Here is a 6,709-nt window from a genome sequence, read left to right as displayed (position 1 = left end):
CCTGGCAACTTATTTCGAAAAAAAATATTCTTTCTTTTTTTCCCAGACCAACCAACATATAAATGAACCTTTTTCCCTACTCCCGATTCAGAAATTATCTTCCTCGTTTGCGGGGTGCAAATGTACACACATTTCTTAATAACACAAGACTTTTTGAAATAAAATAACCAAAGTTTTTAAACACATACATAACTGCATGATTATGACACATTTGCACATAGAAGAAATTACTGTGGGATTAAGATTCTAAAAACCAATGCACTAGCAAATCAAACTATCATAATCAGCTTATTGTCAATAACTTATAAATGACATCAAAAGACTAAGAAAAGAAATTCCACACCAAACCGAAGCGTATAACGAAATCACGATAAGGATAATTTGGTGCAGCATAATAATCATATCCAGAAAAAGAGGCATTAAAATGCTCAGCTTTTAAATAAATTCTTGTTTGTTTTATTCTAGCATTGATAAAGAAATCCAATAATGGATACCCGCCCAACTCTTCTTCATTCTGTACATAAAACTCACCAAGTACAGGATTATAACCATTCATATTATAACTGGAGAAATATTTAAATGTAATACCTGTTTGCAGGTACATTGCTTTTTTAAACACATCAGAAGAAAAATAAAGCGTATTCCTTGTTACTAATTGGGGTACATTTAGCACTTGCGTATCTTGAGTTACATTTTGATACATAACAGTATTGTTCAATGCAAACATACCAACCTTAAATTCTTTTTCATATTTCACTTTCAAATGGGACACAGTATTTCCCTCTTGTAAAGGTTTTAAGAATGCATTTTCCAAATCATCTTCAATAGCAACATCTGAAACCGGAGCAAAATAGGTATAGTTATCCAGATTACTATACTTTACCATAAGGTTACCCCAAGTGCTTGAAAGCAACTCTCCTTTGATACTACTTGCACGCTCTTTATCGAACACTTCACTATTGTTCCAATTATAATTAAGGTATTCACTTTGATATAATAGATAATTGAAATTTGGCATTCTGCTGGAGGTATGCAAAGAGAATCGTAATCTATTATTTTTATTTATTGCATAAGAAGCCGATGCATTAAAAAGATTACCTGCTAATTCTCCTGAAATATTATACTTTAAATCAGCTTGAAAATCAAATTCACCTATTCGCTTTTCATATTTACCGACTAAACCGAACTCCGTTCCGTTCAACCTACTTGGAATAACTGTACCATCTGCTTGCGTAAAGCGGCTATTGAAATAATAATCATAATTATACGCATTAACACCGCCGGTCAATCTACCCAATGTTTTATTGTAGAATTCCGCATTTACTTCATTATAAAAGGTCTTTAAAATCGCCTTATCGTCGATAGCACTTAAAATAGCCTCCCCAAACAAAGTATCACTAGCCGTTTCTAAAAATTGATAATATTTAGTTTCATAATCAAAGGTATGACCAATAGACAATGATGTTTTTTCGAACCGAGTAGAATCTAGTTGAGTTCTCACCAGTTTATAGGTATGATCCAAATAATATCTTTTGCCCAATATTTTATTGCTTGCGTCATCTAAATACACATCAACCCTGGGTCTGTTAATAAAGTCTTCGTCCCCAGACTCAAACTGCTCTTCTTTTTCAGATAAACCACCATTTTCTTCTGAGGTAATATTCTGAGCTGCTATGTGGGCCCTTAATGCATATCTTCCATTTTTTGACAAGTAGTTTGTCGTTGTTACAAAATTACCGGATTCTACCTGGGCATCATTATACTTACCAAAAGAGCGGAAACCGATATAACCGATTGAAAAATTCAACCTTCTAGATGTATTGAACGCCAAATTAGCATCTAAAAGTTGTCCTTCTTCCAATGTTGTCTTAAAAAACAACTCTGTCATAGGGGTTGCAACGTTATAATAATTTATTTGCTCTTTCTCTAAATACTTGCGGTCTTTTGCCGTTGCACCTAAATTTGGATATGCCCCTACCCTTTCAAAATCTACTCCTAATTCATTATAAGCCTGACCTATGTTTGAAAATGACATTAATTCAAAATCATCTTCCCGCAGGTAATTATATTTATATTCTTTCTGAATGGTTAAAGTAGTGTCTAAATAGGTAGTATCTCTCTCAAATGATATAATCTTATAATCTTTGATCGTTAAGATTATAGTATCATTTTTTATTTTTTTCTTAGGGTCTAATGGCTTTGTTTTTTTTTCAAATGATAGTGAATCATTCTTTTTTTCCGGTCTTTTGATAAGATCCTGCCCAAACATCACTGAAGTTGTTAAACACAATAAAACTAAAAGTATATATTTCATGTAGCTTTGTTAGCCCTGCAAAGTTAATTTTTTTGTTGCTAAGTAAATGTGAAAGTTTACCATAAAAAAAAGCCCCTATTAGAAATAGGGGCTTTCATCAATTTAACCGATTAAGTTTATTCAAAAGGAACTACTTGATCAGATGTTTTATTTGCAACAAGAATATCATTTAAATCTATTACAGTAGTAGCAACTCCTGTAGCCGCATCATAAGTAATCGCATCTAAATCTGCAACAACTGCAGAAATAAAAGAAGGAACAACCGGAGTTGTACCCAAATCACCCTCGTTGATATTTTCATTAATTAAAATTTCATTTTCATCGATAACAAGTTTCACACCCATATCTACCATACGTAGTCCTTCAGCAATAAACACCTCTTGCCTAGTTCTATATAACAAAGACAAACCAGCATCATCATCTTGCATAGCTGCAATATCATCCGCAGTCAAAGAAGTACCAGACACAGAAGGAACTTCAACTTCACCTAATTGACGATCAAGCACTAAACCAGACCTACCGTTAACAACAACATCAGCGTTATCCGGTCTTGAACCTGCTTCAACCTGTGTTCTATCTTCAATAGAATCATCAATAGTACGAACCTCTCTATTTGTTATTAGATCTAACAAAGCAGTTAAATTTGCTCTAGCACTATCAATATCATCGTCCGAAAGATTTGCTTCAGCCAAAATCAAATAAGCTTCTTCAGCCTTTAAATAATGAACAGGTGCATCTTCTTCTGGTGTAAAAAACGAGTATTTAGGATCTAAAAAGTCTAAACTAGGCAACGGCTGCAAATCATCAAAAGTTGCTCTTTCATATAAAGCATCTTCAAAAGTATTACTTGGACCGTTAGACTCATCAAACATAGCAACCCTATCAAAATCACTATCTAAAGATAATGCCATTGTTGCCGCACTTGCAGCTTCTGCCTTATTACCCAAATAGTAATTAGCTCTTGCCTTACCTAAATGATATTCAGCTTTTGGCGCTAAAGCGATAGCAGCATCAAAAGCGGCAATCGCATTTGCGTAATGTTGAGCGGATGTTACAGGAACCCCAACAGGCTCTTGTGGCAACGCAGAGAAATACATACCTGAAAACAAATATGAAATTCCTTCGAAATAATTGAACTCAGCCTCTATTTCAGCATTATAGTTAGGATCTCCAGGACCAACTTCGGCCAAACCGAAGACAGCCAACTCTCTTAAACGTTGAATTTGTCTTTGAGTATCCCTCATATCAGGATCGGTTATTTGAATAGCCAACCCGTCCATGAATTGATTGAAAAAGGTTTGCGTATTCACATAATTATCAGATCCCAATTCAGAAAGAACCAAAGTCTCATTAAATACATTTGCCAATTGTCTTTCTAACCCCGTAAGCCATATTGATGACGAATTAGGTTGACCAACAACCGAAGCTTCAGACAAATTAGGATTTTCTACTTCTTTATAATCGACTACGTCGCCAAAGTCTCCAGTACAGCCAACTGCTAGTATAGCTGCCGTAATTATTATTAGTTTTTTCATTTTTACAATTTTTTATTAAAATTCAAACTTTAACGAAGCTACATAAGTACGTGGCGCCGACTCTGTACCATAGGCAAAACCACCACTGGCAAAACCATTTTGAGCGGAAATACCAGAACCGGTAGTTTCCGGATCAAAGTTACCTGCTGTCCAGTTAAATGGATTTGTAACCGTTACACCCAATCTAACATTGCTGAACAGTGGTTTTGCTATATCACCAAAGTTGTAAGACGCTCCAATATTTCTAACTTTTAAATAATCACTATCGAAAACGAAGAAATTCACATAATTAAAAGGTGATGTAGTACCTATTAGATCTTCAGGAATTCCGGCGTCATCAGTACCTCTCAAGTGTCTTAACAAGAAACTTAAGTCAGTAATTTTACCTCCAAATTGGTAATCTGCAGTAGCGAAGAAATTAAAATCACCATAGGTATAATTTAATCCCATTGACCCAAAATTAGGAGCAAAAGTATCCCCTAAAGCGGTATTAGCTTCAAATGCATAAGAACCATCATCCTGAAGTACTGCAGCCGTACCTCTTAAATAACCAAGACTTTGACCCTCTTCTACAACAGAACCTAAAACCGTAAAACCACCCACTACGAATGGCGGAGCACCACCAGAATCAGTAACCAAGTTATCAACTTGATTGTATGATAAATTTATACTCAAACTCTGTTTTTCAGTTTGTAATGGTGTAGCTGTCAAGGCAAATTCATAACCCTTATTTTCTACCTCACCAATATTTTGAATTTGATTCAATTGACCCGAAGACGGAGCAGCTTGAGGAGTAAACAATGCATCTTCTGTAATACCAATATATCTTGTACCGCTTAATGTCAATCTATTACTAAAGAAACCTAGCTCTAAACCAAATTCAGTAGTCTTAACCCTTTCAGACACTAATTCGTCATTACCAGGGTTATCAAATGTAAAAGAAGGATTACCTAAGAATGCATTTTGAGCAAATGTTTGATCCTGATCAAATGGTTGTGCAAAATTTGTTGCCTCACCATAGTTAGCTCTTAGTTTAATAGTAGAAACTATATCGCTTATACCAGCTTCTTTGTAAAAATCATGATCACTAAGATTATAGGTAAGACCTACTTTAGGTAAAAACAAAGGACTTGTATTAGACCCTGAAATTGTGTTTTTATCCAATCTACCTCCAAACTCCAAGAAAGCAACGTTATAAATACCAATATTTTCTAAAAAGTATAGGCCATAATTTGCGTTTTCCAATACGAAATCAGAAAAAGTTTGTTCAGAGAAATTATTTAAAGACCTAGTACCATCTACACCACCAGATCCATTCAACCTGTTCTGTCTATCAGAAGACCTAAAAAATTGAGCACCTAAAATACTTACAAATGAAAAATCATCAGTATAAGCCTTGTGTGTAAGGTTCAAATCAGTCGTAACCGTAAATGCAGATCTTAAAACTCTTGTTAACTCACCTTGATCTGTTGTACCGGGAGCTATACTTCCCAACTCTACCAACAGCTGATTACTTACTAATTCTTCTTGAACCGTATTTCTATTATCAATACCTAAGGTAGCATTTACTTGGAAATTATCGTTTACGTCATAGATAAATTTATTCGATGCAGTAACACGATTTGTAGTACTGGAAATATCTACTAATTGACCAATACGGGAATACCTTGCAAGTTCATCTTGCCATTCTGCATCTGAAAATCCTTCAGTATCACCCCTAGAAGACCCCTCTATGTTAGAGAATCTTGAAAAACTAGTATTTGCATTATAATCCAAGTTTGACTCAAAGTTTACAAACGACAAAGATCCTTGATATCTCAATTTATCCGTAACCCTTGCTGTCATACCAAAAGAAAATGTTCTTCTAATTTGCTCATTGATATCGTTATAGCTGTCATCTTTATACAAACTTCCACCAAAGTTATATGAAAATTTTTCTGAACCTCCACTTAGACCAACTCTAAATTGCTGAGACCAACCAGGTTGAAAAATAGCCTCGGCAGTTCTATCATATCTTAAGTAATCTTCAGTAGCTTTAATAACACCTACACTGCTTTCAAAGAAAGCGGTACTCTTACCATCTTTACCTTTTTTAGTAATGATCTGAATAATACCATTTGCAGCATCAGCACCATACAATGTTGTTGCGGCACCACCTTTAATGTATTCAATTCTTTCAATAGATTCCATTGGAATATCCGCCAAAGCAGATACGTTGGCACCACCAGTAGCAATTCCTAATTCTGGATTAGAATTTAAATTATCAACACGTATTCCATCAATAATTACAACCGGAGTTGCAGAAGACGCTGCTGATATAGGACCACGAGTACGAATGATGGCAGCCGTACCTGGCTGACCACTACTTAAACGAACTTGCGCACTAGGAGTTGTAGATTGTAACAACTGATCTATTTGAGTAGCAGGCAACTTATCAATATCCTCCGAATCTAAAACATCAACAGTAGTTGATAATTTTCTACGGGCAATACCTGAACCCTGACCTGTTACAATTACTTCTTCCAATGCCTCTGCATCTTCTTCCAATTGTACATCAATGGTGTTAGAAGCACCAATTGTCATTGTTACTGTTTTTTGACCTAGGTAAGAAAATCTTAATTTTTCACCCTCGTTCGCATTAACGGCATAGTTACCGTCAAAATCTGTTTGAGATCCTTTAGTTGTTCCAACAACTACAACGGACACTCCCGGTAAAGGTAAACCGCTCTGATCGGTTACAACACCGGTCACTGTTTTTTTCCTGTGCAAAGGAAAATGTCATGAAGAGCACCAACAAAGGTGTCAACATCCACGTCAACTTCTGTTTCATAAAATTTGTTTTTGAATTAGCTTGCGCCAA

Annotated in this window: 3 protein-coding genes; all 3 read right to left on the bottom strand. The window is 35.3% G+C overall.

The window, feature by feature from the left end; all coding sequences use genetic code 11:
* Positions 1-322 precede the first annotated feature (322 nt).
* The 3 genes from PXC01_RS05115 to PXC01_RS05105 all read right to left on the bottom strand — a co-directional run bounded on the left by PXC01_RS05115 (position 323) and on the right by PXC01_RS05105 (position 6,618).
* On the bottom strand, positions 323-2,314 hold the full coding sequence (locus PXC01_RS05115) for a putative porin (protein ID WP_276471239.1): 1,992 nt from the start codon (positions 2,312-2,314) through the stop codon (positions 323-325).
* A gap of 116 nt (positions 2,315-2,430) precedes the next feature.
* Positions 2,431-3,849, bottom strand: a complete 1,419-nt coding sequence (locus tag PXC01_RS05110; protein WP_276471238.1) for a hypothetical protein — start codon at positions 3,847-3,849, stop codon at positions 2,431-2,433.
* 15 nt (positions 3,850-3,864) lie between these two features.
* Positions 3,865-6,618 carry a TonB-dependent receptor domain-containing protein gene (locus PXC01_RS05105; protein ID WP_276471237.1) on the bottom strand — a complete coding sequence of 918 codons (2,754 nt, stop codon included), beginning with the start codon at positions 6,616-6,618 and terminating at the stop codon, positions 3,865-3,867.
* Between the last annotated feature and the right edge of the window lie 91 nt (positions 6,619-6,709).

It is taken from the genome of Maribacter huludaoensis, from assembly GCF_029350945.1.
GTDB classification, from domain to species: Bacteria; Bacteroidota; Bacteroidia; order Flavobacteriales; family Flavobacteriaceae; genus Maribacter; species Maribacter huludaoensis.
Note: the sequence above shows the minus strand (reverse complement) of the source record. Positions and strands in the feature narration are given on the sequence as shown.

What these genes read in the sequence shown, in the direction of transcription:
- PXC01_RS05110 (WP_276471238.1), bottom strand. Translation starts at nt 3,849, where the DNA reads ATGAAAAAACTAATAATAATTACGGCAGCTATACTAGCAGTTGGCTGT.
- PXC01_RS05115 (WP_276471239.1), bottom strand. Translation starts at nt 2,314, where the DNA reads ATGAAATATATACTTTTAGTTTTATTGTGTTTAACAACTTCAGTGATG.